The sequence below is a fragment of the Halorubrum sp. Ea8 genome, assembly GCF_002252925.1.
Classification (GTDB): domain Archaea; phylum Halobacteriota; class Halobacteria; order Halobacteriales; family Haloferacaceae; genus Halorubrum.
On record NZ_NHPF01000122.1, the window covers coordinates 1 to 25,513 of the forward strand.

A 25,513-nucleotide genomic window follows, 5' to 3' on the forward strand; every position below is an offset into this window, starting at 1 on the left:
TTGAGATTCGCCAGTTCTTTTCCGAAGCCAGTGGCGAATCAACCGGGGGTACCACTCCGTTACTTGACAGACACCAACAATTAAGTAGGATATTTGCCATATGCAGGTAATATCGGGTAGTTGCCCCGCTGAGGCGGCAACAGCCGTGGATTCGACGGATCCGCAGGCGGATGTTGGACGCGCAGCGTGTTCGCAGACGGGGTGGCCGCGACAACCACGATCGGGTGATTACGCATGGATTCAGTGTGTCAATTCGTCACGGCATCATCGATCCGGGAGGACATCGTCCGGCTGCTCGCGAACCAACCGCAGCCGACACCGAAACTGATCGAGAAGCTTGACGCCTGCCGCTCCGGCGTCTACAAAGAACTGGCGAATCTCAAACAACGCGGCGCGCTCGCCGAGGCCGAAGACGGCTGGCAACTGACCGCGTGCGGACAACTCGTGACGGACACGATCGCACGTCGGCAGGCGACCGAAGCGTTCCTCGACGAGGACATCGAGTACTGGCAACACCACGACCTCGAACTGCTGCCCGACCAGTTCCGGCGACGGTTACCCGATATCAGCGAGTACGACGTCGTTCGCGGCGACATGCCGGCCGCCGACAAACACGTCTCCGCGTTCGTTTCACGAATCGAAGCCGGCGAGGAACCGGACGTCCTCTCCCCGGTCTTCGTCCGAGGCCTCGACGACGCCATTCCGGACGATCCAAACACCCGGGTGCTCGTTACAAGTGAGGTCCGCGACCGGCTCCTCGGGACCGTCGGGAGCGAACCCGAACGAGAGCGAGCGTTCCTGAACGCCCAAGTCAGAGTCGTCTCCGCCGATTTCGGCCTCGGTCGCACCGCCAACTCGCTGTGTCTCGTCTTCCCGAGCCGGGGTGACGGGGAGTGGCGAGCGACGCTTGTCTCGGAAACGAACGCGGCGATTCAATGGGGAGAGGAACTCTTCGAAGCGCTGTGGGCGGATGCAGACCCCATCGACGAGCCCGAGGAGGACTCGTTTGAGCTGACCGGGCGACGCGGCATGGTCGGCCGAACCAGATCCAGCGATTCACGGTCACCGTACTAACCGAGCGGCTCCCCTCGTCTCACCCTCAACACACCAACCGGTGGGCGTAGCCCGTCGCCGTCTGGCAGGCGCTTCGGGGCCGGCACCGCGGACGTGTCGCCGCACCTAGCCGGCTGTGTCATGCTGCGTCTCAGACGGTCCCCGGGATCCAGACGCCGGTCGGGACGATGCCCGCAATGTGGAGGACACCCACCAGGACCGTCCAGACGACGATGGAGATCGCCGGCGGGTCGAAGTGGGTCCGGCCGTGAGCGTAGAAGATCCGCTGCCCTACTTCACCGATCAGCGCGGCCAGCACCCCGAAGAGCCCGGCGGCGACCAGCGCAGCCCCGGCTGAGAGTCCCGCGAGGGCTGCGTCACCCGACGCGGTCAGAGCGACGAACACCGTCCCGCCGGCCAGCGTCATGTGGTGTGTCGCCGGGACCTTCTCGACCCCGAGGTTCAAGAACAGCAGCGACGCGGCACTGATCCCGAACCCGAGGAACGGACTCCCGGTCCGGAACGCGACGTACCCGGACGCGAGACCCGCCACGAGGCCGATCGCGGCCACTTGGTGCCACTTGTACATGTGTCCCAGCCACGGCTCGGTAGCCAACCACTCGGCTTTCGGGACGCCACCGTTTTCGACGCGGTTACCGCCGGCGACCGGCTCACCGCCGTCGGTGACCGCGCCGACCTTCTCGCCGTGTTCGAACGGGCTCATGTCGAGGATGTTACTGCCGCGGACGTCGCCGATGATGTCGTAGCCGAACGCCACCCGGTGGACGACTGCGCTGGCACAGATGGCCAGCGGGATCGGGTCAACCGGGACCAGCAGCTGCCGGGAGAGTTGCTCCACCGCGATACCGAACAGACCGAACACGCCACCGACCGCCAGCACGTCGACCTTGCATCCGAGCGCGGTCGCGATGTCCTTGCCGTTGTGGTAGCCGTCTTCGGCCCCGATGTATCCCTTCTTCCCGGCGTACGCCGCCGCGGCCGCACCCCCTGCAAAGGAGATGTGCGGTCCAAACACGTGTCCGAAGCCGATACCCACGAGTCCGACTGAATCACCTGTCGGCGCCCCAATGACGCCTGCCGCGGCGCCGGCGATGACGAGGAAGCCGGTGAACGCGAACGCCGGTAGCGCACCGATAGCCGCCCCGAACGCACCGCCGGCGAACGCGCCGAGCCATATCGGGGGGTCGCCGAGCGCGTCGAAGACGGCGTCGAACGACCCGCCGAAGGCACCCTGCAGGACCACCTCAGTGGTCACGTCGATGGGCATACTCACTCACCCCCTGCCTCATCGACCGTCGTCTGCCCATGGGGTTCGAGAGCCGTGTCGTGCTCTTCCCGTGGCGGTGTCCGTTCAGCTGCACAGTACCTCGTCCCGTCGTTTCGGGATTCCCCGAGCACACGTGTGTGATCACGAGGCATACCGATATCATTGACAGACACACACATTAAATTACTGTCAATTACGAATAGACCTATAGAGCGCAGATAGAACGATTTACACCGCGTACAACGATCTATTCTTCATAAAATCAGACATATATTATAAGCGAGAAATACGTTGCCGCCGCGAGCAGTAGTTCCTCTTCTTTTGGAGACGGCAGTGGGACCAAATCGAGTATGTTCGCAATGACCGGTGTCACCTCGAAGTTGAACCCGTCTTCTTCCGTGTACGCGGCGACGAGAAACTCAGCGTATGCAAGCAGTGACGTTTCGACGGATTCCTCAGCGAGAACCGCCTCAACCTCCTCACTCAGCCAATCATCAGGTTTCGTCACGGCGAAGAGAAAATCGGTTTCGACGTACGTCGCCGTCACGTATTAGACTCCTCCGCGGTTTCTCGGCGAGACTCCTCCGTGATCGCCGCTCGCGCATCTTCACGAAGCTCATCAATATCCTTCCCCCGATACCACCGGCCCCGAACCGATCCCGGTGCTGTGAAGCCTTGCCAGCGGCCGTATAGTCCCGACTGAGAGATCAACCGACTTCGATATCGGTGTGAACGAGGCGACGATCAGATGGATACGCAGTCCGAATGCTCCGTTCGGGACGGTAGTGAGGGCGCGTCGGACTCGTCGTGAGCATCATCATGAGCGCCTGCGGGAGTCTCTTCCTCGGGACACCGACAGACGAGAGCGTTACGCAAGGACCGACACAGACCGCCGAGGTCAGTGAAGACTGAAACGGACTGGTGTCGGTCTCTATTGTTACCAACATCAACAACCCGATTATCTTCCACTCAGTCTGACGATTTCGCTCGGTGAAAGTGAGACCCGTCTACGAAGTCAGCTTGATACCGTGGCCTGCCGCGGCGACGTACCCGAGGTCGACTTCAGGGAGATGCGCGTGTGCTTGGGTGATGCCGCGAGCGACGTCTGCGTCACCTGGGTTGGTGTTGTGGCCTTTCGCTTCGATGACGGTGACAGGTGTTGTGGCGGCGTCACCGTTCAACGCGTCGGTGGCCGGCATGCCAACACCGAGTAAATCGGGTTCGCTCGCGTGGAGTCGGATCGTGTTCCACGATGCGAGCCGGTTCCTCGTCGAGGAGGGCGATCCCCTCGTCGACGCGTTCGAGGGGTCAGGTGACGGCGACGCGCTCGTCGTGTTGGACCACCCGCCGACGGCAGAGGTGATGAGTGTCCTCCTCGAAGAACGGATGCTCGACGCGTTCCCGGACACCGTCTCGGACGTGTCGGTAGGAAGTTGAGTTGGTGTTCCGCGAGTTGAAGACGCAGTACAACCTGGATGAATTCGACACGAGAAACGAGCATGTGGTGAAGATCCTGTTGTACGTAGCGATACTCTTGCCGCCTCTGAGCCGTGATATGTTGGATCTGGTCACTGACCAGGCGGATGAGGAGATTGTGTTTCCAACAGAGCGCTGGGCGGCGACCTTTCGGTCGCACGCCCAGCTCATCCGCCACGAACTCGGCGAGTATCTCGGCTACTCGCCACCGCCGCTGTTGGAGCGGCTGATCGAGGACGCACAGAAGATCCATAAGCAACGACCGACCTTACAAGAGACGGCCGCTACAGCTACGCAACCGAGGTGTGAGTCTTAACTAAAGGCGAATGCCACTGTCTCCTTACGATCTCGCGGTCGCTCATCTACTCAGGTCGGTAAATTATTGTACCTTGGTAGTAACCTGCACTCAGACGGGGCTATATATCGAATGAGACGGAATAATATACAGCGATTGATTCGTGGAGGAGGTGCCCTCGGGGAATTGGATCATGAGGGGCAACTCCGAGAGGTGGAGATTCACAGATGAGCGCTGCGACCGACCGAATGGTGGAGTTGGTAGAGAACCCCGCGATTGAACACGTCTTCATCGAGTTCGCCGACGTCAACGGTATCTCCCGGTCGAAGCAGCTCACCGCGGACACCTTCCTCGATAAGTGGGAGGACGGGTTCTCGATGAACCTCGTGGTGTTGGCCCAGACACCGCGCAATCACGTCCCAGAGGGCTCCGGACTCGGCGTCGAGACTGGACATGGCGATGGGGTCGTCCACCCGATTCCCGAGACCGTGACACGGCTGCCTTGGCGAGAAAACGCCGTCCGGGTCCTGTGCGCGTACTACCACGAGGGTGAGCGACTAGCGTGCTCGCCGCGGGCGGTCCTGGAATCGGTGCTCTCGGCCAACGACTTCGAATTCGACTTCTACAGCGGGAGCGAACTCGAATTCTACCTCCTCGAAGAGGGTCCCGATGGCAACTACGTCCCGGCTACAGACGGCAGCTTCGAATGCGTCTCGTGGGCGACGGAAGAGATCTCTGACTTCTACGACCAGCTCGTCGAATGGGCTAGCGACTACGGAATCGATCTCACGGCGATTCACCACGAGCACGGCCCCGGCCAGTTCGAAGTGCTGTTCGACTACGGCAGACCACTGGAACAGGCGGAAACGACCTTCGATTTCAAGCGGCTCGTCAAGCAGGTTGGCAGGAGCTTCGATCAGTGGCCGACGTTCATGGCCAAACCCTTCGCCGACCAATCTGGTAGTGGCTATCACATCCACGTGAGTGCGTTCGACGACCGGGAGAACGTCTTCGAGGCCGACGCGGGCGGTACGCTCTCTGAGCGCGGCCGCCACTTCGTCGGCGGCCTAATGGAACACGCCGATTCGCTGGTCGCGCTCGGCACGCCGAACATAAATGGATTCAAGCGGTTCGAGCCGAACTCGTTCGTCCCTTACACCGCCTCGTGGGGGTACGATAATCGAATGACTGCGGTTCGCGTCCCACCGGGAGATGCCCGTCTGGAGGGACGGATTGCCAGCGCTGACGCCAATCCCTACCTCGTCATCGCCGGGACGATTGCCGCAGGCCTCGACGGGCTCCGACGTGAGCTGGAGCCAACGGCGCCAATCGAGAATGATCCGACCGGCGACCGCCCCGAACTCTCTCGTTCGCCCGAGCTTGCCCTTCGGGCGCTTGAGACGGACGACGCGCTTGTCGAACTCCTCGGCGAAGACTTCGTCCGTATGTTCACAGCCTCGAAGCGGTGCGAGCTGCAGGCGTTCCGGGATCACGTCACCGACTGGGAACGCGACCAGTACGTGAAGACGATATAGAAATTCAATCGAACCGTCGATTGCGACGGTCGAATGGTAGTCGGGACCTGAGTCAAACAGGCCCGTCTGGCGGTAATTCCCCTTACTCATCACTTCGTACGGGCGTTTGACTCTTCGTTCTACGCGGCAGTACGGGATACTAGCGTAATACAGAAATGCTGCTTCGACGTACCGCCCCGCCGGTGTATCCGGGGACCACTCCTCGTTAGGGTACTTATTACCCAAACCGCTCTCGGTCGGTTCCATCAACGACTGCCAAACCGGAAGCAGGCCAAGCTGCTTGACTGGGAGCTTGATCTTCCGATCTTCCACTAGACGAACTACAACTTGACCACGCGGGTCGCGGACCGGCTGCGACCCGCATTCAACGATGTCAATGAGAAGATTCGGGGGAATGAAGTCGTCTACTGTGACGAAACAGGCTTTCCGGTTGACGGAGACCAACACTGGGCGTGGACGTTCGTCACTGAGCCAGACGTGGACTCAATGATTGACATCCTCCTCCGCCTGATGGCGGAGGGATCCCGAGCGGTGGGAGTGTAAACGCATTCAATCGATACAAACCGGACGGGTTCGCACCGCACAGCGCCTGCTGCGGGGATGACGACCGTACCGCGTCGATCAGGGTTCCCTCGGGCACGACACGCATCGAAAAACCGGATTCCGACTGCCGACGCGAATCCGTATCTCGTCGCCGCTGCGACGCTAGCGCCCGGATACGACGGGATCAGACGAGACCTCGATCCTGGGCCGCCAACGGATGATGGTGACTTGCTTCCCCAGTCACCGAGAGAAGCGCTGGCAGCGCCCGAAGCAAACGATGCTATGGCGGACCTACTCGGCGACCTGATTCGAGGGTACGCGGCGAGCAAACGCAGAGAGCTCCGGTCGTTCGGTGAAACGGTGACGGAGTGGGAGCGGGCGCAGTACGTTGGGACGCTGTAGATCCGTTTCAGGCCTGCTCGTCGGCAAGTCGTGGAGCGATGTTCTCGAAGGCTTCGAGATGCTGATCGATGTGTTCGTCCTCGTGTTGGACCGAAATAGTCCACTGCTGGGACGCGTCATGGGGATGCGGGAGAACACCCTGGTTGAGCATCCCGAACCAGTAGTTCTCGTGGAACTCGACATCGATGTGCTCTAAATAATCTCGGTAATCCTCGACCGGTTCGTCGGTGAACAGGACCATGCCGATTGAGTTGACGTTTTCGACGCGTCCCTCGATCCCATTATCAGCCATGATCTCCTCGTACCCGTCCGCAAGTCGCTGTCCTAGTCGATTGACGTGGTCGTAGGCCTCCTCGGTGAGTACGTCGTTTAGGACGGTCTCGACAGCACGTGCGACGAGCGGGTTTCCATTGTAGGTTCCGTAGTGGGCTGTCCCGTCCTCGATGACAGACATGATCTCCTCACGGCCGCCGAAGGCACCGACTGGGAAATTCCCGCCGATGCTCTTAGCGAGCGTCACAAGGTCTGGTTCGACATCGTAGTGTTCGGCGGCACCACCAGGCGCAACTTTCACGCCCGTCTTGACCTCATCGAAAATGTATACAATCCCGTACTCGTCACAGAGCTCCCGAAGCCCCTGCAGGAAGTCGTCGTACGGTTGAGTGACCCCTTTCGCCAGAACGATCGGTTCGACGATGAGCGCGCCGATCTCGTTGACGTGGTCCTCGAGGATCGACTCGACCGCGTCGAGGTCGTTGAATGGGGCGACCTCGACGGTCTCGGCCGTTTTCGCCGGGATACCGTCGCTCTCTACGACCTTGTTCGGTCGCTTGGAATGGCCGACCTGACCCTTCGGCGGGGCCTTGCTGATGAGTACGTAGTCGTGGACGCCGTGATACGCTCCTTCGATCTTCAGGACCGTGTCTCGGCCCGAGTAGGCGCGTCCGACCCGCATCGCGTGCATCGTGCTCTCGGTCCCGCTGTTGGTGAAGCGAACCTTGTCCATCATCGACCAGCGATCCTTGATCGCGCTGGCCGCCTCTCCGAGCAACTCGTGCGGGTGAGTGAACAGCGTCCCGTCGTGCAACTGGTCGCTCGCGGCTTCAGTCACCGTCGGGTGAGCGTGGCCAACCATCGCCGCTCCGTTGTTCATATCGAAGTCGAGATATTTGTTCCCGTCGACGTCGTAGAGGTACGCTCCCTCTGCGCGGTCCACGACGAACGGATACGGATTCCACGCCCGATACGTGCTTGCGACGCCGGCGGGAACGTCCTCCTGCAGCCGTTCGAACGCCGCCTGGCTGCCCCCGGTCCGTTCGCGGTACGTTGCCTCGTAGTCGTCCCACAGGTCCATGTTGAGAGGTTGGTGCCCCATTACTTAATCGTTTGTTTATTATTCCGATTTACAATATTTGGAAAGACACAGTCTGTAAATGCGCGAAAAATTTAGATTTGGTCCGAATTAACCGCCGCGTCGCCGGCGTCGGTCGAAAGAATGTACAAGCGGGCCTGTCCTCGACGACGCGGCCGAGTCTGCGCTGTCGATCGCCGAGTACGCGTCTGGAGCCGCGCGACGCGTCCGGTCCGGGTTCGGACGCAGAACGACAGGTGAATCGGACGCAGAACGACAGGTGAAATGATTTATTGTACCGGGTTCGCAAATATTGATAATGACTGTACTCGTTCTGGACGACGAAGTCCAGCCCGAATACCGGTACCTCGGTCCCGAGATCGATCGGATCGCCGGCGACAGCGAGTATCGCGTCGCCTTGGAGGGCCCGGACGTCGACGATCCGACTCAATACGACGGGATCATTATCAGCGGGAGCACAGCCAGCGTGTACGATACTGATAATGAGGTGTTCGATCGCCAGCAACGACTCGTTCGAGAGTGTATCGACGCGTCGGTGCCGCTGCTGGGGATTTGTTTCGGCCACCAGCTTGTCAACTACGCGCTCGGCGGCGAGGTTCGAGAGGATCGACGCCGAGCGACGTTCGTGGAGATGACGGTCACGGGCGACGACCCCGTGCTCTCGGGCGTCGAGCCGATCGTCCCGGTGCTCCACTCCGATCTCGTGACCGAACTCGGTCGCGACCTTCGTACGATCGCGACGACCGACTACAGCGAGCACTTCTGTACGCGTCATGAGACCGAGCCGGTCTGGACCGTCCAGTATCATCCCGAGTTTACCGAGCGCGTCGAGGGGAACCCGAGTGACTGGTCGCGCGGCGGCCACGACTTCTCCGAGTGTACGGCCGCCAAAACCATCGAAAACTTCGTTGAGATCTGCCAGAACGGCCGGTAGATTACGGCGGAGGACGGGCGTCCGGGTCCCGGAGCGAGGAAACCCGGCGTCGCTACCGGCTGATCAGTTGGCTGATGACGATGAGCGTGATGCTGAACAGCAGCACCATCGCGCTGATCGCGTTGATGACCGGGTCCGTGCCGTGCTGGATCTTCGACCAGATGTAGATCGGCAGCGTGTTGTTCGGACCGCTGGTGAAGAACGCGATAAGGAAGTCGTCGAACGAGAGAGTGAACGCGAACAGCGCCCCGCTCACGATGCCGGGCATCAACAGCGGGAGCGTGACGCGCCGGTAGGTCTGCCACTTGGAGGCCCCGAGGTCGCGGGCCGCCTCCTCCAGCTCCGGATCGAACCCTCTGAGCCGGGCGCTCACCGTGATGACGACGAACGGGGTGACGAAGACGAGCTGCCCGAGCATCACGGTCAGCAGCGAGGTGTTCATCCCGATGACGTTGAACCAGATGAGCAGGGCGATCCCGAGGATGAGTCCGGGGATCGTCATCGGCGCGATGATGATCGCGCGGAATAGGCCCTTCCGACGGAACTGGCCGCGGACCAGTGCGATAGCGCCGAGCGTCCCGAGTATTGTCGCCGCGACGGTGACGTTCGCCGCGACTTGGAGGCTGTTGAACGTGGACTGTATGAGCCGGTTGTCGCTCAGCATCTCCGAGTACCACTGGGTCGTGAACCCGTTCCAGGGGAGCGAGGAGAACGTCCCCTGCTCGAAGGAGAACAGGATCAGGATGACGATGGGCGCAAAGAGGAACGCGAAGACGAGCACCGCCCAGACGGGGAGCCAGTAGCGCTCGGCGACGGTCGCGCCGACGCTCAGATACCGGTCCAATCGCGACTGGTTCGGGGTCTCGCCCGCCCGCTGGGCGGTGGGTTCGGTGTCGTGACTCATCGTTAGAACATCTCCTCCATGTTAGTGTAGCCCATCAGTGACCACAGCGTCCCGGCGACGACGATCATCAGGACGCTCCCGAGGGCCGCGCCCTGCGCCCAGTCCCCGCCGATGCCGAACTCGTGTGCGATTCTGGTTCCGACGAACAGCTGCCCGCCGCCGATCATCGCCGGCACGATGTACGCGCCCATGCTGAAGATGAACACGAAGATCGTCCCGCCGACGAGCCCCGGGATCGAGAGCGGGAGGATAACCCGCTTGAACACGGCTCGTCTCGTCGCGCCGAGGTCGTAGGCGGCCTCGATCAGAGTCTCGTCTATCTTCTCTAGGCTGGCGTACAGTGGGAGGATCATAAACGGCAGCCAGAGGTAGGTCAACCCGAGCCAGATAGAGAAGTTTGTGTTCAACAGCCAGCCGATCGGCTCGTTGATGACGTTTAACCAGATTAACAGCGAGTTGATGATCCCCTCCGACCCGAGGATGATCTGCCAGCCGTACACCCGAACGATGTAGTTGGTCCAGAACGGGATCATCACCAGGATCAAGAGCTGATTTTTGAACCGGCCGCCGTGTCGCGCGATGTAGTAGGCGAAGGGGTACGCGACGACCGCCGCGGTGAATGTCGTCAGCATGGATAGGAACACCGTGTTCTTGATCGCCTCTATGTTCGCGGCCCCCGAGAACACCTCGACGTAGTTCTGCAGCGAGAGCTCGTGAACCAGCTGTAAGTTCTCCATCTGAATCACGGCGATGTAGAACATGATCAAGATCGGTCCGAGGAAAAGCAGCATCTCCAATAGCAGTATCGGACCGCCGGTGACGAGGAACGTGTCCGAGATAGGTATCCGGTTAGTTATCGTCCGAACTTTACTATTTATTTTGTCTGTGATCTCTACCATGGCCACACCTTACTGAACTCCACCCGATATATGTTCCGGTCCACCCCGTCCTCGTTCAGAAGTTTCGTACACCGCTCCTAACCGTCGATGAACGTCGCCGCGAGTCGGCCAGAACGGTTCGCGATACCGGGACGGAAAGAGGTCGAAAGGAAACCGGTGTGAGATATGAATTAATAATCTCCAATCCTATCGGATAGTGTCGTACAATTCCAAGCAAATATGTACTATATGCGGAAATACTATAACCCCTGGCTCTCCATGCCTCCATGGAACAGATATGACGGACGAGAAACCGAAAACGAAACGCACGGCAGGACACGGTCACACAGGATTTTCCCGGCGTCGCTTTGTGCAGGCGTCAGGCGCGGTCGGGACGGCGGCGCTGGCGGGGTGTTTCTCCAGCGGCGGGAGCGCCACGGAGATCAACGTCCTGACTTGGGAAGGATACGGGACCGACACCATCGTTGACAAGTTCGAAGAGGAGAACGACGCGACGGTCAGCATCAGCCTCGTCTCCAGCGACTCCGAGGCGCTGAACAACCTCCAGAGCGGCGGGACGGAGGACTACGACCTCCTGACGGTCAACAACACGTGGGCCCAGCGCCACGCGGAGGCGGGGACGATCGAACCCCTCAACTCGGACGACTTCTCGGCGATGAGTAACTTCATCCCGCGGTTCCAGTGGCCGTTCTCGTCGTTCGAGTACGATGACGAGATGTACGCGCTCCCGACGCGGTGGGGCTGGGACACGCTGACGGTCAACACTGACGAGGTCGAAGCGGACCACTACCAGTCCTACGACGTCCTCTGGACGGGTGGCCCCGACGGCCAGTACTCCGGCAAGATGGGCATCATGGACTGGCCGACCTGGAACATCCCGAAGATCGCATTAACGCTCGGGTACGACCCCTTCGAACAGAGCGACGAGGAGCTGAGCGACATCGAGGACCACCTCGTCCAGATGTTCAACCAGTTCGAGGCCATCTACAGCGGGACCAGCGCCATCCGGCAGGCGTTCAACCAGAACGACATCGTCATGTCTCCTGTCGGGAACTTCACGATGTCCGAGCTGCGAGCCGGCGGCGCCGACTGGGTCAGCGTCGTGCTGCCCGAGGAGGGCGGGATGCAGTGGACCGAGGGGATGTGTATGGTCAAAAATCCGACCGACCGAGAACTGGCCAAAGAGTTCATGAGGACCGTTGTCAGCCCCGAAGGACAGAAGAGCATCTCTTGGGAGCCGGCCGCCAAGAGTCCCCCGGTCAACACCGAGTCCTTCGACATGTTCAGCGCCGAGGAGCAGTCTGCGCTGATGTTCTCCGAGGACGGATTCGACGCCGCCGAAGAGATCGCCGCACAGACCACGCCCTACGAGTTCTCCGATATGACCGAGGACTGGACGAACATGTGGGAACGGGCGAAATCGCAAAGTGATATGTAACCGTGTAACCGTATGAGAGAAATGAATATCTACAAATGACGGTGAGCGAGAGCAACAACACGCAGGATTCGGGGACTAAACGGACGGAATCCGATAGAACCGGATCGGAGGGCGACTTCAAGCGAGGATCGGTCCACTTGCAGAACCTCCGGAAGGAGTTCGGGGACCTCGTCGCCGTCGACGGCGTGAACCTCAAGATTGAATCGGGCGAGTTCCTGACGCTACTCGGGCCGTCAGGGTGTGGAAAGTCCACGACGTTGCGGATGATCAGCGGGCTCGAGACACCGACTGATGGAGACGTGGCCATCAGTGGGAAGCGCGTAACCGCGCAGTCCGCGAACAGCCGCGACACGTCGATGGTGTTCCAGGAGTGGGCCCTGTTTCCGCACATGACTGTCGGTGAGAACATCTCGTTCGGACTAGAGATGGACGGTGTCCCCGAGGACGAACGTGAGACCAGGATCGCAGACGCTCTGGAGATGGTCGAACTCTCGGGGTACGAAGACCGCCAAGCAACAGAGCTGTCGGGCGGACAGAAACAGCGCGTCGCGATGGCCCGAGCCGTCGTCCGTGAACCCGACGTGCTCCTCCTCGACGAACCGCTCGCGAGCCTCGACCGGAAGCTTAGACAGCACATGCAGGTCGAGCTCAAAGATATCCAAGAGGAACTCGGGATCACGTTCATCTACGTCACCCACGACCAGGAAGAGGCGCTAACGATGTCCGACCGTATCGCCGTAATGAACGACGGACAGATTGAGCAGATCGGGCCGGTTGACGAACTGTACACGTCGCCGGAGACACAGTTTGTCGCCACCTTCATCGGGGAAACGAACCTCTTCGAGGGAACTATCTCCAACGACGGAATGTCACTTCAGACCGATGACGGTCGGTTCACAGTCTCAATCCCGCATAGTGCCGACGACAGTGGGCGGTCTGCCGCCGTGTCGGTTCGACCGGAGGAAGTTGTCCTCAAACCGTACGATGACTCGAGCGGATACGCCAACGAATGGACTGGGACCATCCTCGACACGATTTACAAAGGATCGCTGAAGCTGTATCGGATCGACGTCAACGGCAAACACTTCGAGGTCGAGCGCCAGATCAACGAGGAAACAACAAACTTCGCAGAGGACGATGAGGTAACCGTCAGCTTCCCGACAGAGGCCTGTAGAATTATCCTCGACTGATCCGGTCTCGTATCCTCTCACCTACTTCTCCGCGAACTGCCGTTCGAGGAGGGTCACGAGTGCGCTGGCCGCGAGGATTTGAGTCGACATTGTCGGGTCATACTCCGGCGAGACCTCCATGAGATCAACGGCCGCAATATCCGGGTGCGTGCCCGCGATTTCCATTATCTTTAGCGCCTGATGCGCCGAAAGCCCGTCGGGTTCCGGCGTTCCGGTCCCCGGCGCGACGCTCGGGTCGACTGAGTCGATATCGAAGGTGAGGTAGACGGCGTCTGTTTCCGCCGCGGCCGCCTCGATGGCGTCAGTGACGACATCGGCGACGCCGCGCTCGCGGACCTCGCGTTGGGTAAAAACAGAGAGGCCGACGTCGTCGACGAACTCGAAGAAGTCGGGGCCCTCGTATCCCCGAATGCCGACCTGACTGATCGCGTCGTACTCGCACCACTCCGACTCGGCGATCAGGCGTGTGCTTGACCCGTGATAGTGCTCCCCGAACACCGGGCTCTCAGTGACGGTGTCGCTGTGGGCGTCGATCTGAACGAGTCCGACCGAGTCCGCGTCGATCGTACGCGCGACACCGAGGAACGACGGGTAAGTACAGTAGTGATCGCCGCCGAGTATCACCGGAAACGCCTGCTCGGCGATCGATGAAACACGGGATTCGATACGCTCCGCGGTGCGCTCTCGGTCCATCGGTAAGACCGGGACGTCGCCACAGTCCGCCACGCGGAGATCGGAGAAGTCGACCTGCGCCCGGGTATTCACGTTCGTGAGGCCGCCCTTGTACTCGGAGAGGTACGCCCACCAAGCGCTGGCTCTGCGTATCGCTCTCGGCCCGTAGCGCGCGCCCGGTCGATTGCTCAGTGCGCCGTCGTAGGGCACTCCCAAGACCCCGACATCAAACCCCTCCAGATCCGTCACGTCTCGGCTGTCGCCTTTCAGGAACGTATCACGTCCCGTGTACGCGAGTTCAATCTCGGCGTCCCTATCCACGGACATCTGCTCTTCGAATTGGGTGCCGTCTCTGTTCTTCGTCATGTGTTTCCGCTCATGTCATGTTCATCAGTCATAATAACCCACTGAACGTGTAATATCTACTGCCAAGCACAGTATTTGTATTTTTATCATGTACTATTTCGTTATATGAACGAGGTTCAATAGTGACGGACCGAAGCCGAACGGTCTGTGTCGCTACTGTTCTTTCGTATACCGGTCAGACACCAATGGAACGCTGCCCGTACTCCTCTGGGAGCGCGTCTTCTGGGACGAGGCCGTCGTTCCAGCCACGCACTTCGTAATACTCGTCGAGTGCGGCCTCGAAGTCCGGGAGGTCGTACGGCAGTTTGTCGTCGTCGCGGTCGAAGCCACGCTGATTGTTGAAGTGTCGTTCTAATGTAACCGTCCTGGAACCGACTTCCAGCAGATCCTCATAGTCGACGCCGAACAGCGCTTCGTAGCGCTCGGGACTCATGTAGCTCCGGGAAAACTTGCAGATGACGCCGCTATCGTTGAACGCCATGAGGTCCTCGCGGTCAACGAGAGTCTCGGATTTCCCGATGGTTCCTTCGGGTTCGAGCGCCTCATCCGGTTCAACGAAGGGGTACTCGACCGAGTAGAACGTCGAATACATATGATCGGCGCCGCGGTTCGCGGTCGCGTATGATAGCCCCTGTCCGTTGAGGACCCGTCCCTCGTGGGCGGCAAAGTCCATTCCCTTGACTGACCAGTTTTCGACGCCAATCTCCTCATGGAAGCGGTCAATCCCCTCTGCGAGTGTGTCGCCAATTCCTTCGCGGTGAGCGATTTTTTTGACTGTGTCGTGGATCAGCTCGGTGTTTCCGAACTCGTCCTCGGCAGCGAGATAGGCCGCTACCGAGTTACCTGCTGAGATGGCGTCCATGCCGTAGCGGTCACATTGCTCGTTAGACTTCATGACTTCAACGATGTCATCGACGCCGGAGTTGGACCCGAAAGCCATCGCGACTTCGAACTCTGGCCCTTCGGTCTCGACACCGGCCGCCTCATCTTTTGTCGGCAACTTGCAGGCGAAGGCACAGGCCGAACAGGTCCCTTTCTTGTACTTCTTGTCGGCGACTGCCGCACCGTTGATGCCCTCGACGCCCTCGAACTGCTGTTCGGAAAAGTAGTAAGATGGCAGACCGTTTACCTCGTTTGCCAAATCCATGGCTGCCACCGTCCCCTGCTCTTTCATGATGTCGTCCGCAGTCGCGGCCTCTCGGTGAATCTCCGCTTGAGTTGCGGGGATGTTAATCTCTGGAGCACTGTCCCCGCCGAAGGTCACGGCCTTGATTCCCTTCGCGCCCATGACAGCACCGAGTCCACCGCGCCCGAAGGCGCGCTCTTCTGAAGTCATGATCGAGGCGAATCGCACCTTATTCTCGCCCGCAGGACCTATTACAGCCGTCTGATCGCTCGTGATGCCCCGCTGGGATTCAAAATACTCGACCGTCTCTGGGACGGTCGCGCCGGTGAGGTGATCGACTTCCTCGAACTCGACGCCATCGTCGCGGACGTGAACAGCGACCAACTCCTCGCTCGCCCCGGTGAGTTCGACGGCGCCGTACCCCGTATCAGCGAAGTTCCGGGACATGAAGCCACCCGCGTTGCTCGACAACAACCCGTCGGTCAGTGGCGAAACCCCGGTGCAGTTCATCCGGCCGGTGAAACTCATGTTCGACGTCTGCATCGGTCCCGTGGTGAACACGAGTCGGTTCTCGGGACCGAGTGGGTCAACATCAAACGGGATCCGTTCGTGTGCCACGCGGGTCCCGACTCCTCGTCCCCCGACGTACCGCTCTTGAATCGATCCAATCGAAGTCTTACTGGTTTCATGACTGTCTACGTCGATGGTGAGCATTGGCCCCCGGCTACACAACATGTTCGTTCGATGTCTCGGTAAGCTAATAAATATTGCTTACTATCCACTAGAAACTGTCTAGATCGGATACCAGTCAATATTTTATGTATTTATCGAACGAAGCTGGCGCGCTCCAACTCAGAGTGTTCATTGGTATCAGCTCTCCATCCCGTCGTTTCCTATAAACGAGATTCAAATCTCCCCCAAAACCTAGATACAGTCCAACATATAAACAAGATTTAATACTGACGACACTCGATACAATTTAAACTCGTGGACGTAGTGGGGAACACGGGATTACTCACCATGGACCGAAAGGATATTCAGATTCTCAAAACGGCGTTGTCAGAAGGAACCACTAGCCCCGGAGAGATACACAAATACACAAGCATTCCCAAATCAACAGTCCACTATCGACTTAACCAACTACGGGAACGGGGAGTCATCAAAAACGACTTGTTTGACATTGATCTCTCCAAGTTGGGACTCTCGCTCACGATTATCAGCGAGGTCTACGCGGAGTTCGACGAGGGGTACCACGATATTGTCGGCGAGAAACTCGCGAACGTTGAGGGTATTAATCAGGTGTACTTTACTATGGGCGATACGGACTTCATCGTCATCGGGCACGTTACGGACCGTGCGATGGTTGAGTCAGTCGTTGACTCTTACGAGGCTATCGACCAGATCCAGCGAACCAGCTCGAAGTTCGTCATTTCGACGGTGAAGAACGAACGACACCCGATAAACGACTTCGAACAGGACACACTCGTCGAAGCGCTCACCCAAGAGCAATCGGCTAATCCGATCTGACGGACTGCGTTTGGTGTAGTATTGCCAACGTTCACGTTGAATATGAGTGTACCCAATGGACTACGTGCCAGTATCGGTTATCTGAATTATTGAATGGTATTCAAGCTAGCTGGCAAAAGTATGGATATAATCCGTTTTTTGTCATAAAAATCGGATAAACATCAAATATAAATGCTCTCGGAAAATTCGCAAAATATGGTAACAAGCCCACCAATCGACGAAATACACTTTTCCATGGAGCCAGACGTGGGGACGGTTCCCGGGCCAGAATCGAAACAGTTACTGAAGCGACAGCGGGAGATCGACAGCAACGCAGTCGCATACCCGCGTCGCATACCGGTCGCGCTTGAGGAGGCCAAAGAAGCGACCATCAGGGACGTCGACGGAAACACGTTCTTGGACTTCTTTGCTGGAATCGGCGTGCTGAACGTCGGGCACTCTAACCCATACGTCCTCGAAGGGGTCCAAGACCAACTCGAGAAGCTCACCCATACCGTGGACTTCCCGACCACGGCCCGGATTGAATTTATTGAACGGCTCAACGATATCGCACCCAACGGTCTCGGCGGAAACAGCAAGGTTATTTTCGGTGGACCAAGCGGCAGCGACGCGATTGAGGGATCAATCAAGCTCGCCAAACATAATACTGGCCGCCACGGCTTGCTCGCCTTCGAGGGGTCGTATCACGGTACGACGGCCGGCGCACTCAGCCTTACCGCAGGAAAGGCATATAAAACGGGGTACGGTCCACTGTTAGCTGACGCCGTCCACGTCCCCTTCCCGAATCCGACCGAGTCGGGGCCGACCGGCGATGTGGAGCCGTTCTGTCCCGCAGCTGACTGCTGTCAAGCCGGCTCCTGTGCCCGTGCGCTCGACGCTGTACAACGAAAATTCGAGAGCCCGTACGGCGGACACGAATCGCCCGCAGGGATCTGGGTTGAGCCGATCCAAGGGGAAGGTGGCGTCGTCGTTCCGCCCGAGGGATTCCTAAATGGACTTCGCGATATCGCGGACGACAACGACGCGTTACTTATTTTCGATGAGATTCAGACTGGGTTCGGTCGCACCGGCGAGTGGTTCGCGGCCGAGCACTGGGGTGTGACGCCGGACGCGATGACGATGGCGAAGGGGATCGGCGGCTCTGGGCTCCCCATCGGTGCGATGATGTACCACGAACAGTACGACACGTGGGGGGCGGGCGGTCATGTGGGTACATTCCGCGGTAACGTCCCCGCATTTGTCGGCGGGACGCGCGCGATCGAATACATCGAGTCGCACGACCTCCTCGATCACGCGACGGACGTCGGGGAATACATCCGATCGCGGTTCCGCGAACTCGCCGAGGACGTCGATGAGGTCGTCGACGTCCGTGGCAAAGGACAGTTTACCGGCGTCGAGTTCGAAGTGGACGGCGAACCCTCGAAATCACTCGTCGAGTCGATCCAACGCGAGTGTTACCACAGAGGCGTTCTTGTCTGGTACGCCGGGCGTCACAAAAGCGTGCTTCGCCTGCTCCCACCGCTCGTACTGACGCAGCGTCAGGCAACCGTCGGTATGAACATCATCACCGAATCGATCCGTGATGTCCTCGCGGACCACGAAAGCTGAAGTCAGCCAGCACCCGATGATGCGTGTATTTCCCCTAACAGCGGACACGTGGAGAGAGTATTAGGTACCGTGATCACTCATTAATCTCTGGAACTGTTCTTCCGTGTTGACCGGCCTTCTGTACTTGCATTCCACTGATTTACGTTCCGGCCTCTGCCAGCAGTCGTAGCGATTCTCGCTGATATCTTCTGAAACGATTCGCATCGTCACACCGAGTTCATCAGCGCAGGCAGTCAACTGATCGATGAGGTGTATAGGGAACAGCGCATTCGTCTTTAGTTAAGACACACCTCGGTTGCGTTGCGGTAGCGAGCGTTTCCCGAAGGATCGGCCGTTGCTGATGGATCTTTTGAGCGTCTTCGATCAACCGCTTAACCAGTGGCTGTGGGGTGTATCCCAAGAACGCACCGAGTTCGAGAGAATGATCTGGGCGTGCGACCGGACGGTCACCGCTCAGCGTTCTGGTGGGAAGACGACCTCATCATCTGCTACCTCGGTGACTAACCCTAGCAAATCACGGCTTATGAGCAGTGAGAGCAACGCTTCGTACACTGGAATTTCAACAACCGCTGGGTCAGCCGTGTCGAACTCATCTAGTTCGTATTGCGTCTTGAGTTCACGAAACAGCAGCTCTACCTCCCACCGGCACCGGTACAGGGTTGCTAGATCCGACGGGAGAAGCTCTTCTCGTGGGAGGTTCGTGATGTACGGGTGATAGTCGTCGGCGTCCTCGTTGCGGACGCCGACGACGCGGAATCGCCTCGTATCTAACGAGCGGGTGCCGTTGTACGGTTCCAGTTTGAACTCTACGTCCACTTCTACGTCGATACACGTGCGGTAGAGATCGTCTACAACGTTGTGGATCTGTTTTCCCTCCAAGCGAATGGCGTCGCCACGGTATTCGCGGAGTTCCTCTGTTATCACCGGGTTTGCGTTCTGTTTCAGTCGGCTGACGAAGTAGCCGTCATTCTCGCAGATCCGTGCCAACCGGCGGTGCCCGAAATCCGCCAAATCAAAGGGTATGAGCCGTCCTTGCAGCCTCGACCCGGTCTTGAACACGAGACGGCGCTTCGTAACCGAGTTGTGTCGCGTACTGTCCGTGAACTCCGAAGCCACTACCTGTTCGATTTCTGCTCCTGATCGGGGTGATCCGAAATGAACACGCTCGTGTCGTCCGGGACGTCGTCGGTCACCCAGGCGTTCGCACCGATGCTCACGTGGTCGCCGATTTCTATCGTCCCGAGTACGTTGCTTCCGGCACCGATGACGACGTGATCGCCGATGTCGGGATGACGCTTATAATCTTTCGCCAGCATGTGGTCCTCACCCTCTTCCTCCTCGAAGTGGAGTGCGCCGAGAGTGACGTTCTGGTAGATCCGGACCCAGTCGCCGACCGTCGCTGTCTCGCCGATGACGACCCCGGTCCCGTGGTCGATGAAAAAATACTCACCGATCTCCGCACCTGGATGGATGTCGATGCCCGTCTCGACCTTCGAGTACTCGGCGAGTTCGCGAGCGTACTCGAAGCTGTCCTCCTCGTAGAGGATGTGCGCCACCCTGTGGGTCATGATCGCGTGGAATCCGGGATACGACCGGATGATCTCACAGTTGCTCTTTGCTGCGGGATCGCCCTTATACGCGGCCTCGACATCCTTTTCGAGGGTCCGTCGAATCGCCGGCAACCGGTCGAGCGTCCGTTCGACGATCGCGGTCAAATCGTCTGCGTCACGATCCGAATAGGCCGTGATACCCGTGTGTATGCAGCTGCCGAGCTCGGTCAGGCGGGCACGAGTTTCGTCGGGATCGTCCAGCAGCTCCGTCGCGTTCCAGCATCGGGGAAACAGGAGCTGTTTGAGGAGAGGTGGTTCATCACGCAGAGAATCGCGGGGAGGATAGACCCGCGAGGTGTCACTCGGGAGGGACGATTCGCCTGCTCGATAGGACTCGACGAGCTCTTCGTGGACGTCGCCGGTGTACTCGTACGCCATCTGTTGGTGTTGAGGCTGGCGAGTAAAGTTAGTTCTTCCACTTCGCACGTGTCTGTTGATCTAGGGGCCTGACAATCGAGTTAGCACTGTACTGGAAGTCTATCGATATGTGATCCCTCTGTACTTGTCATCTACTGAATCTATTCTCTGTAATCATCAGTCAATTTCTATAAACTATTGTATATTTTAACGGAACTATGGTTTACTCTGTGAAAATTTTGTGGTGGCTGACACTCACGCTCGGTGCTGGTCAGTCACGTCGGTCAGATCGATGACTCCCTCCGGAACTCTGTAGGCGACCAGCACGTCTCGGTCGGCGTCAGGGGAGTCGTCGGTCTTGTCGACGGCGTAGCCGATATACCGACACTCCTCGTGCCCGAACTCCAGTACGGAGTACCCCCAGTTGTGGCCGTCGAAGAATTCGATGTGAGGATTCATCGCGGGCACGAGATTCGAGACGAGCGGTTCGGTCAGGTTCCTGCGTAAACCGCGAGTGAGGTGGAGTGCCTCGGCGATGTTGATCGACGTGATCGCCGGAGTCATGAACTCGACGCCGAACCGCTCCCCTTGGGCGACGCCCTCGCCGCCGGTCACCCGGCCGGGGTACGATGTTTGCTGATAGCCCGCGATGTAGCTGTGCATGTCACCGGTGACAGTGACGAAATTGTCGACGCTGGACGCAGCGATCCTCTCGGCGATCCGCTGACGTTCCCGTGTGTATCCGTCCCAGCCACCTTGGACGGGATAGACAGAGAGCGGCCCTGACCCGAGACGGAACGGGATCGTCAACACCTCGTCGGCCCAGACGGTCCACGTCGCGTCGGAGTCGGTGACGGTATCCAACAGCCACTCGCGTTGCTCGTCGCCGAGCATCGTCCGTCCTGGAGGCTCACGGTGTGGGCCGACGTTGTCCACAGTCGGTATCGCTTCGCGGGGGGGATCGCGGAAGAGGCGCTCGTCGGTCATCACCAGGTCGACCAGGTCGCCGAACTGAATCTCCCGCCACAGTTTGAACCGCTCCTGTAATGATTCACCGGACGGGTCATACTCTACGCGGGCTGGCATGTACTCCCACCACCCGTGAATCGCGTCGGCGACGAGTCGCGTCATGAACTCGGGGTCGTCTCCGCGAGGGTGGTTCCCTGTCGGGGCGTTGGTTTCGCTGTCCCAGTAGATGTCGTCAACCATCTCGTGGTCGTCCCAGCCGGCGATCAGCGTGTGCGACTCTAACGCCTCCTGCAGGAACTCGTCGGCCCGGTACGTCCGGTAGAGGTACCGGTAGTCCTGCAGTGAGTGAGCGTGATCGTGGCCGCTGGGCAGGGATTTCTCGCGGTCGGGATACTCGTAGGAGCCCAATCCCTTGAACGCGCCCGAGTCTGATTCGTAGATGAAATCCCCCAGATGAACGATGAAGTCGACGTCCTCCTCGGCGACGTAGTGATACGCCGGATAGTAGCCATTGAGATAGTCTTGGCAAGTGAGCACGGCCAAGCGCACTGATTCCGGGGAATCGTCCGGTCGCGGAAGCGTCTGACACCAACCCGTTCGCGTCGCGACACCGTCGTAGACAAACCGGTAGGCGTACTCTGAGTCGGGGTCGAGACGGCCGTTGAGATCGATCTTAACGGTGTAATCGTGAGCCCGGATCGTCTCTGCGTCGGTCACAGCACCGTCATAGACGATATCGTCGAAGCTCGCGTCGGTCGCCACCTGCACACCGAGCGGTAGCTCGGAATCAAAGGCGTTCGGCGCGATTCGCGTCCACAAAATAACGCCCGTTGGCGTCGGCCCACCGCTCGCGACCGACTGTGGAAAAGTACCGTCGGCGTCCGTCTGCTGGACCTCGAACATCGACGAGTCAGTCGCGTCAACAGTGTCCGCTGCGAGCACAAGCTCGTGTGACTCCAGTTCTGACAGCAGTTCAGCGTGGTCGCTCGACCCTCTTGCGGGTTCATCGCGTGCGCTTCGTTCAGTCATCGGCTCCGGCCTCTGCCACGGATGTATTCGTTAAATGACTCTTCACTGCTATCTGTCATGGCAGTGTCTCACATCTGCGCTGAGAAAAATTTGCTCCAAAATCATGGTATACTGACTACTGCCTCTGTCTTCAGCAACCGCTTCCTCTCAGTCCAAAGTCGAATAGAACCGTACACGCGACTGAGATCAGCCACACTGAGCTCGTTGGAGCAAGAAATACGAGATTTCAGTCCGTTCTACGGTACATGACGGGCGATGCGCACCGCGACGGGCCACTCTCGTTCGAGAGGCCTTCCGAGGATGAAGATGAAATGCAACGCGTGTACGACGCGGTGTTGGATGGGTCTGTCGGAGGGAAATCGGGTGCTATCTCGTTCAAACTTCAACGTACATCATCGAACGGTCAGCTGATCGCCCCAGCGCTCGAACGGTCAGCCGATCGGTCCGGCGACCTCGAAGACGAAGAACAGGTAGTACAGCGAGATCCCGACCAGAACGAGGCCAGTACCGACGTTGATAAGCCGACGGTTGCCGGTCAGCGTGCCGAGCACGCGGTCGCGCCAGGGTTCGGAGGCCACGGCGAACGCCAGCAGCGGGCTCGCCATCCCGACGCCGAACGCGCCGAAGTTCGCGATACTGGAGAGCGGATCGGAGAAGAGGAACGCCCGAGCGAAGAACACCGAGATGAACCCCGGGTTACACGGCAACACGATCGCCCCGAAGAAGGCGCCGTAGGCGAACGCCGACAGCGACGGGAACCGCGTCTGAGGCGGTTCGACCGTGGGGAGGGCGGCCTGCGGGTGTAGATCCGCGACTAACACGACGCCCAGCACCGCGAGGACGGCGAACGCCGGCGGCGAGACGCGCTCCACGACGGCCGTCAGCGACGTTTCGAGGAGCGTCGTGAACAGGATGCCGACGACACCCATGAAGGCGATCACGCCCATCGACACCAACACGCCGAGGACGGCGATCGGTGGCGCGTCGTCGTCCTGGTTCGAGAGGAAGGCCAGGAATCCCGGATACAACGGGATCACACAGACGGCCGACAGCGGCGTCGCGACGCCGAGAGTGAACGACGTTACGATCTCTGTAGCGAGCCCCATCTCAACACTCGTCGGCGGCCGCCTCGATCTCCGTGGCGGACTGCTGGCTTCCGGAGAAGAACTCCGCGACGCCGTCATCACAGGCGACGATGATCGGGGTGCTCGGGGCGTTGGTCACCGCCGCTCCGAACGCGTCGATCAGCGACTGGGTCATCTCCGCCGGCGCGACGGCGAACCGCCAATCGAAGTCGTTCTCTTCCGCGTGGTTCCGCACCTTCTCGGCGTCCTCGTTGGGATCGGTGTTGAGACTGACGACGGTGACAGACTCGTCCACGCGGGACAGCGACTCCGACTGGCGCTCGCAGTTCGGGCACCACACGGCGAACGACTGGACGGCGACCGGTCCCTCGAGTTCGTCGATACGAAACGCCTCATCCGTCAGAACGTCGGTCAACTCTGTCGTCCGCCAAGCGGTCGCCGATGCCTCTCCCGTGGACCCATCGGAACCCTCGCCTGCTGCGTCGCCGTCGTCGGCGCCGTCGCTGCCGGTGTCGCCGCCGTCGTCGGTCCCCGATTCGCCATCACTTCCCAGACAGCCGGCGAGTGCTCCCACACCGGTGGCGGCCGCGGCCGCGATGACCCGCCGTCTGGGGAAGCGATCGGATCGACTGCGAGTGGGATGACGCGCGTCCATGCTCGATGAGGAGGCCCGTCGGCAGTTATAGGTTGTTCAACATTCGTTCGGTTTCGTTCGGATTCGGACGTATCCGTGAGAAGACGCGGATCGCGCGATCGGCGCGCGGATCGATATTCCGGGCCGTCACGTGAACAGAAAAAATACTCTCAACACTACCGCGTCCGGTCGTATCTACACTATGATGATACGCTTCAGCAGCCCTGCCGAATAAGGGACGCGTGTCTTGCACGGTTGTGTGCTCAGTGGGGAGGTGGGAGGTCCACCACAGGTTGAATCGTTTCGTTAGTCGGACGTCGCAACCCTTCTTACCGAAAGCCCCTATGAGTATGTGTGCAGTTGCATTGGCACCGTCGTACGCTTCAGCCAAGTCCGAATCCGGCGCTTTCGACCGCCTTCACCGCTGCTAAACAGGAGGATAGCCGTTTGGTGTCGGTGTTCGTGCTGGATGATGCGATCTTGTCACGGGCCGATGGGTTGGGAGTCGCGTTCATGCTCGGTTCGCTCCGCGAGCTTCGAGACTGGTACCGAGGCCATGGCGGTGATCTCGTGATACAGCACGGAGACCCGACAGACGTCGTGGGTCGTATTGCGAGGAGTATCGGAGCCGACCGGGTCGTGTGGAACGAAGACCACTCGCAACTGGCTCGTGGGCGTGACCGTGCGGTTCAGCGCGCTCTCACTCGCACCGGAGTCGCCTACACGTCCGTTCCGAACGAACAGCCGACCGAAGTGAACTCATCTACGACGCTGCCCTCGAACCCAGAGGCGTATCTGGCTAACCCGCACGATCTGGGTATTGAGACCGGAGCGGTGCCACAGCTCTCAGACCTTGGTGAAGACGAATACGACTCAGCGCCACTCACTGCCGGTACCGAATCTGCTCGAAAGCGATTACGAGCGCTGTCGAACGGAACGACGTATCGTCGGTGTGACGACACCGGATAGTACGTCACTCAGCATGATACGACACTCGACCGGGTCCGAATGAGTTCGCACCGGTCGTGTAATGACCGATGAGTGGGTTCTATCAGCCGCACTGATATTCAACATCGTCAAGCCACTTCCCGACCAATGTCCGGAGACGGTGCTTCTCCGTTCGCTCATTTAGATACGGTAACACATATTCGTGCTGACTTCACGCTCTGTATCGGTCCGGTGTTATAGAGATTCGAGGAGA

General features: G+C 59.4%; 22 protein-coding genes and 4 pseudogenes. 13 read left to right on the forward strand and 13 right to left on the reverse strand.

The window, feature by feature from the left end; all coding sequences use genetic code 11:
• Positions 1-234 precede the first annotated feature (234 nt).
• On the forward strand, positions 235-1,074 hold the full coding sequence (locus DJ74_RS15065) for a winged helix-turn-helix domain-containing protein (protein WP_094527768.1): 840 nt from the start codon (positions 235-237) through the stop codon (positions 1,072-1,074).
• Positions 1,075-1,204: 130 nt separating this feature from the next.
• Here DJ74_RS15065 and DJ74_RS15070 read toward each other — a convergent pair whose 3' ends face one another.
• The 3 genes from DJ74_RS15070 to DJ74_RS15080 form a co-directional block, all read right to left on the reverse strand.
• Positions 1,205-2,341 carry a hypothetical protein gene (locus DJ74_RS15070; RefSeq protein ID WP_249269157.1) on the reverse strand — a complete coding sequence of 379 codons (1,137 nt, stop codon included), beginning with the start codon at positions 2,339-2,341 and terminating at the stop codon, positions 1,205-1,207.
• 262 nt (positions 2,342-2,603) lie between these two features.
• A complete protein-coding gene (locus DJ74_RS15075; protein WP_094527769.1) occupies positions 2,604-2,888 on the reverse strand; it encodes a hypothetical protein in 285 nt (94 codons plus the stop codon).
• A gap of 460 nt (positions 2,889-3,348) precedes the next feature.
• On the reverse strand, positions 3,349-3,540 hold the full coding sequence (locus DJ74_RS15080) for a hypothetical protein (protein WP_094527770.1): 192 nt from the start codon (positions 3,538-3,540) through the stop codon (positions 3,349-3,351).
• Positions 3,541-3,601: 61 nt separating this feature from the next.
• Between DJ74_RS15080 and DJ74_RS15085 the strand changes: the two are divergent.
• The 6 genes and pseudogenes from DJ74_RS15085 to DJ74_RS15105 form a co-directional block, all read left to right on the forward strand.
• Positions 3,602-3,778 (forward strand): annotated as a pseudogene (locus DJ74_RS15085) (6-carboxy-5,6,7,8-tetrahydropterin synthase); the annotation flags it as partial.
• Positions 3,771-4,133: pseudogene (locus DJ74_RS15090) on the forward strand (IS4 family transposase); the annotation flags it as partial. The pseudogenes DJ74_RS15085 and DJ74_RS15090, both read left to right, overlap by 8 nt.
• Before the next feature lie 206 nt (positions 4,134-4,339).
• Positions 4,340-5,647, forward strand: coding sequence for a glutamine synthetase family protein (locus DJ74_RS15095; RefSeq protein ID WP_212589855.1), 1,308 nt, complete (start codon positions 4,340-4,342; stop codon positions 5,645-5,647).
• Between the two features lie 213 nt (positions 5,648-5,860).
• Positions 5,861-6,142, forward strand: a pseudogene (locus DJ74_RS15100) (transposase); the annotation flags it as partial.
• A gap of 26 nt (positions 6,143-6,168) precedes the next feature.
• Positions 6,169-6,411 (forward strand): hypothetical protein, encoded by a 243-nt coding sequence (locus tag DJ74_RS20055; RefSeq protein ID WP_141212721.1) that lies wholly within the window; start codon positions 6,169-6,171, stop codon positions 6,409-6,411.
• Entirely contained in the window at positions 6,308-6,592 is a 285-nt protein-coding gene (locus DJ74_RS15105) for a hypothetical protein (RefSeq protein ID WP_394338296.1), read from the forward strand. Before DJ74_RS20055 ends, DJ74_RS15105 begins: the two co-directional genes overlap by 104 nt.
• A 7-nt stretch (positions 6,593-6,599) precedes the next feature.
• On the opposite strand, the gene DJ74_RS15110 is transcribed toward DJ74_RS15105, so the two are convergent.
• Complete coding sequence (locus DJ74_RS15110; RefSeq protein ID WP_094527774.1) at positions 6,600-7,946, reverse strand: aspartate aminotransferase family protein; 1,347 nt, start codon at positions 7,944-7,946, stop codon at positions 6,600-6,602.
• Between the two features lie 316 nt (positions 7,947-8,262).
• Between DJ74_RS15110 and DJ74_RS15115 the strand changes: the two genes are divergently transcribed.
• The gene (locus DJ74_RS15115; protein ID WP_094527775.1) at positions 8,263-8,898 is read left to right on the forward strand and encodes a type 1 glutamine amidotransferase; all 636 of its coding nucleotides are present in this window, start codon (positions 8,263-8,265) and stop codon (positions 8,896-8,898) included.
• Positions 8,899-8,950: 52 nt separating this feature from the next.
• On the opposite strand, the gene DJ74_RS15120 is transcribed toward DJ74_RS15115, so the two are convergent.
• Entirely contained in the window at positions 8,951-9,802 is an 852-nt protein-coding gene (locus DJ74_RS15120) for an ABC transporter permease (RefSeq protein WP_094527776.1), read from the reverse strand.
• Between the two features lie 2 nt (positions 9,803-9,804).
• On the reverse strand, positions 9,805-10,701 hold the full coding sequence (locus DJ74_RS15125; protein WP_094527777.1) for an ABC transporter permease: 897 nt from the start codon (positions 10,699-10,701) through the stop codon (positions 9,805-9,807).
• A gap of 349 nt (positions 10,702-11,050) precedes the next feature.
• On the opposite strand from DJ74_RS15125, the gene DJ74_RS15130 reads away from it, so the two are divergent.
• Together DJ74_RS15130 and DJ74_RS15135 are read left to right on the forward strand one after the other, a co-directional pair.
• Positions 11,051-12,139 (forward strand): PotD/PotF family extracellular solute-binding protein, encoded by a 1,089-nt coding sequence (locus DJ74_RS15130; protein ID WP_170938342.1) that lies wholly within the window; start codon positions 11,051-11,053, stop codon positions 12,137-12,139.
• A 41-nt stretch (positions 12,140-12,180) separates the two neighbouring features.
• Positions 12,181-13,329: an ABC transporter ATP-binding protein gene (locus DJ74_RS15135; protein WP_212589844.1), complete on the forward strand. Its 1,149-nt coding sequence runs from the start codon at positions 12,181-12,183 to the stop codon at positions 13,327-13,329.
• Positions 13,330-13,350: 21 nt separating this feature from the next.
• Here DJ74_RS15135 and DJ74_RS15140 read toward each other — a convergent pair whose 3' ends face one another.
• Together DJ74_RS15140 and DJ74_RS15145 are read right to left on the reverse strand one after the other, a co-directional pair.
• Positions 13,351-14,367: an agmatinase family protein gene (locus DJ74_RS15140; protein ID WP_094527780.1), complete on the reverse strand. Its 1,017-nt coding sequence runs from the start codon at positions 14,365-14,367 to the stop codon at positions 13,351-13,353.
• Between the two features lie 175 nt (positions 14,368-14,542).
• Complete coding sequence (locus DJ74_RS15145) at positions 14,543-16,228, reverse strand: aldehyde ferredoxin oxidoreductase family protein (RefSeq protein ID WP_094527781.1); 1,686 nt, start codon at positions 16,226-16,228, stop codon at positions 14,543-14,545.
• Positions 16,229-16,513: 285 nt separating this feature from the next.
• On the opposite strand from DJ74_RS15145, the gene DJ74_RS15150 reads away from it, so the two are divergent.
• Both DJ74_RS15150 and DJ74_RS15155 read left to right on the forward strand, forming a co-directional pair.
• Entirely contained in the window at positions 16,514-17,020 is a 507-nt protein-coding gene (locus tag DJ74_RS15150) for an Lrp/AsnC family transcriptional regulator (protein WP_094527787.1), read from the forward strand.
• 195 nt (positions 17,021-17,215) lie between these two features.
• Complete coding sequence (locus tag DJ74_RS15155) at positions 17,216-18,628, forward strand: aspartate aminotransferase family protein (RefSeq protein WP_094527782.1); 1,413 nt, start codon at positions 17,216-17,218, stop codon at positions 18,626-18,628.
• Between the two features lie 286 nt (positions 18,629-18,914).
• Here DJ74_RS15155 and DJ74_RS15160 read toward each other — a convergent pair.
• The 5 genes and pseudogenes from DJ74_RS15160 to DJ74_RS15180 all read right to left on the reverse strand — a co-directional run.
• Positions 18,915-19,687: pseudogene (locus DJ74_RS15160) on the reverse strand (IS4 family transposase); the annotation flags it as partial.
• A gap of 56 nt (positions 19,688-19,743) precedes the next feature.
• Positions 19,744-20,616, reverse strand: a complete 873-nt coding sequence (epsC, locus tag DJ74_RS15165; RefSeq protein ID WP_094522940.1) for a serine O-acetyltransferase EpsC — start codon at positions 20,614-20,616, stop codon at positions 19,744-19,746.
• 234 nt (positions 20,617-20,850) lie between these two features.
• Positions 20,851-22,593: an alkaline phosphatase gene (locus tag DJ74_RS15170; protein ID WP_094527783.1), complete on the reverse strand. Its 1,743-nt coding sequence runs from the start codon at positions 22,591-22,593 to the stop codon at positions 20,851-20,853.
• A 431-nt stretch (positions 22,594-23,024) separates the two neighbouring features.
• Positions 23,025-23,699, reverse strand: coding sequence for a hypothetical protein (locus DJ74_RS15175; protein WP_094527784.1), 675 nt, complete (start codon positions 23,697-23,699; stop codon positions 23,025-23,027).
• A 1-nt stretch (position 23,700) separates the two neighbouring features.
• Complete coding sequence (locus DJ74_RS15180) at positions 23,701-24,333, reverse strand: TlpA family protein disulfide reductase (RefSeq protein ID WP_141212593.1); 633 nt, start codon at positions 24,331-24,333, stop codon at positions 23,701-23,703.
• A 333-nt stretch (positions 24,334-24,666) separates the two neighbouring features.
• On the opposite strand from DJ74_RS15180, the gene DJ74_RS20060 reads away from it, so the two are divergent.
• Positions 24,667-25,281: a deoxyribodipyrimidine photo-lyase gene (locus DJ74_RS20060; protein WP_094527786.1), complete on the forward strand. Its 615-nt coding sequence runs from the start codon at positions 24,667-24,669 to the stop codon at positions 25,279-25,281.
• Positions 25,282-25,513: the final 232 nt, after the last annotated feature.

Bases quoted from the DNA above. Each gene is read 5' to 3' on its own strand.
- DJ74_RS15140 (WP_094527780.1), bottom strand. From the start codon at position 14,367: ATGACGAAGAACAGAGACGGCACCCAATTCGAAGAGCAGATGTCCGTG.
- DJ74_RS15125 (WP_094527777.1), bottom strand. From the start codon at position 10,701: ATGGTAGAGATCACAGACAAAATAAATAGTAAAGTTCGGACGATAACT.
- DJ74_RS15120 (WP_094527776.1), bottom strand. From the start codon at position 9,802: ATGAGTCACGACACCGAACCCACCGCCCAGCGGGCGGGCGAGACCCCG.
- DJ74_RS15150 (WP_094527787.1), top strand. From the start codon at position 16,514: ATGGACCGAAAGGATATTCAGATTCTCAAAACGGCGTTGTCAGAAGGA.
- DJ74_RS15070 (WP_249269157.1), bottom strand. From the start codon at position 2,341: ATGCCCATCGACGTGACCACTGAGGTGGTCCTGCAGGGTGCCTTCGGC.
- DJ74_RS15095 (WP_212589855.1), top strand. From the start codon at position 4,340: ATGAGCGCTGCGACCGACCGAATGGTGGAGTTGGTAGAGAACCCCGCG.
- DJ74_RS15065 (WP_094527768.1), top strand. From the start codon at position 235: ATGGATTCAGTGTGTCAATTCGTCACGGCATCATCGATCCGGGAGGAC.
- DJ74_RS15155 (WP_094527782.1), top strand. From the start codon at position 17,216: ATGGTAACAAGCCCACCAATCGACGAAATACACTTTTCCATGGAGCCA.
- DJ74_RS15175 (WP_094527784.1), bottom strand. From the start codon at position 23,699: ATGGGGCTCGCTACAGAGATCGTAACGTCGTTCACTCTCGGCGTCGCG.
- DJ74_RS15170 (WP_094527783.1), bottom strand. From the start codon at position 22,593: ATGACTGAACGAAGCGCACGCGATGAACCCGCAAGAGGGTCGAGCGAC.
- DJ74_RS15080 (WP_094527770.1), bottom strand. From the start codon at position 3,540: ATGCCGGCCACCGACGCGTTGAACGGTGACGCCGCCACAACACCTGTC.
- epsC (WP_094522940.1), bottom strand. From the start codon at position 20,616: ATGGCGTACGAGTACACCGGCGACGTCCACGAAGAGCTCGTCGAGTCC.
- DJ74_RS15145 (WP_094527781.1), bottom strand. From the start codon at position 16,228: ATGTTGTGTAGCCGGGGGCCAATGCTCACCATCGACGTAGACAGTCAT.
- DJ74_RS15115 (WP_094527775.1), top strand. From the start codon at position 8,263: ATGACTGTACTCGTTCTGGACGACGAAGTCCAGCCCGAATACCGGTAC.
- DJ74_RS15180 (WP_141212593.1), bottom strand. From the start codon at position 24,333: ATGGACGCGCGTCATCCCACTCGCAGTCGATCCGATCGCTTCCCCAGA.
- DJ74_RS15110 (WP_094527774.1), bottom strand. From the start codon at position 7,946: ATGGACCTGTGGGACGACTACGAGGCAACGTACCGCGAACGGACCGGG.